At 32.1% G+C, this 781-nt stretch carries 2 protein-coding genes and 1 pseudogene; all 3 read right to left on the bottom strand.

The window, feature by feature from the left end; genetic code table 11:
- A pseudogene (locus ACF91D_RS31005) lies at positions 1 to 232 on the bottom strand (hypothetical protein); the annotation flags it as partial.
- A gap of 37 nt (positions 233 to 269) precedes the next feature.
- A complete protein-coding gene (locus ACF91D_RS31010) occupies positions 270 to 419 on the bottom strand; it encodes an XkdX family protein (protein ID WP_107512465.1) in 150 nt (49 codons plus the stop codon).
- The coding region (locus ACF91D_RS31015) for a hypothetical protein (RefSeq protein ID WP_392438592.1) at positions 419 to 781 on the bottom strand (363 nt) is incomplete at its 5' end. The genes ACF91D_RS31010 and ACF91D_RS31015, both read right to left, overlap by 1 nt.

Below are 781 nucleotides of genomic sequence, written 5' to 3' on the forward strand. Positions count from 1 at the left end.
GGTTAATTGAATCTAATGTGTAATTCATTTTTACATTAATTATTTCTTGTGTATGTTGACCTTTTTCATTTTCTTTTAATGAGTTATGAAGTTTTTCTATAGTCTCATTGATTTCTTTTCTATCTTCTTTGATTGTGTTTTCTATATTTCTTAAGCGTTTGTCGTTATATCTGTCTTTATCTTCCAAAATACCGACACGACGCTCAATATCTTGATTTCCTTCACTACTCACTCTGTCACCTACTTATTCCAAAATAAAAACCCCAAGCTTATGCTTGAGGCTCTGGGTAATCTTCACCCGTTATTTCTTTGTATTGTTCTTTAGTGATGCAACCGTAATCATAGTAGATTTTAATTTCTGCGTTTGTGTAACAATTGATATCGTAAAAATATTTTATACTTTCAAATGATGGGAACATTAGGCATTACCTCCGATTTTGTTTTCTATCTCTGTTATTTTAAGTAAAGCGTCTGCCAAACTTTTATTTGTGACTTCGAGTTTATCCTCAAGATCTTTCGTTTTCTTATTTCCAATCATTAATTGTAATTGCAACTGAGATACTAATAACTCCAAAGCTTTAGGTTCCATAGGCGGCTTTTTTTGTGTTTCCTCCCATTCTTCTTTTGTACTACCAATCCATTCATTTCCATTAAAATAAAATGGTTCATATATTCCTGGTGGTGGTGCAATTTCCGTCCATGCTTCTTTAGGGTAGTCGTATTCACCTTCATTGTTTAATTCTGCAAGGTAAGGTGTACCATCATATAAATAAACTACTTT

It is taken from the genome of Staphylococcus sp. 231237_7MaSpsaltlick, assembly GCF_043107035.1.

Bases quoted from the DNA above. Each gene is read 5' to 3' on its own strand.
- ACF91D_RS31010 (WP_107512465.1), bottom strand. From the start codon at position 419: ATGTTCCCATCATTTGAAAGTATAAAATATTTTTACGATATCAATTGT.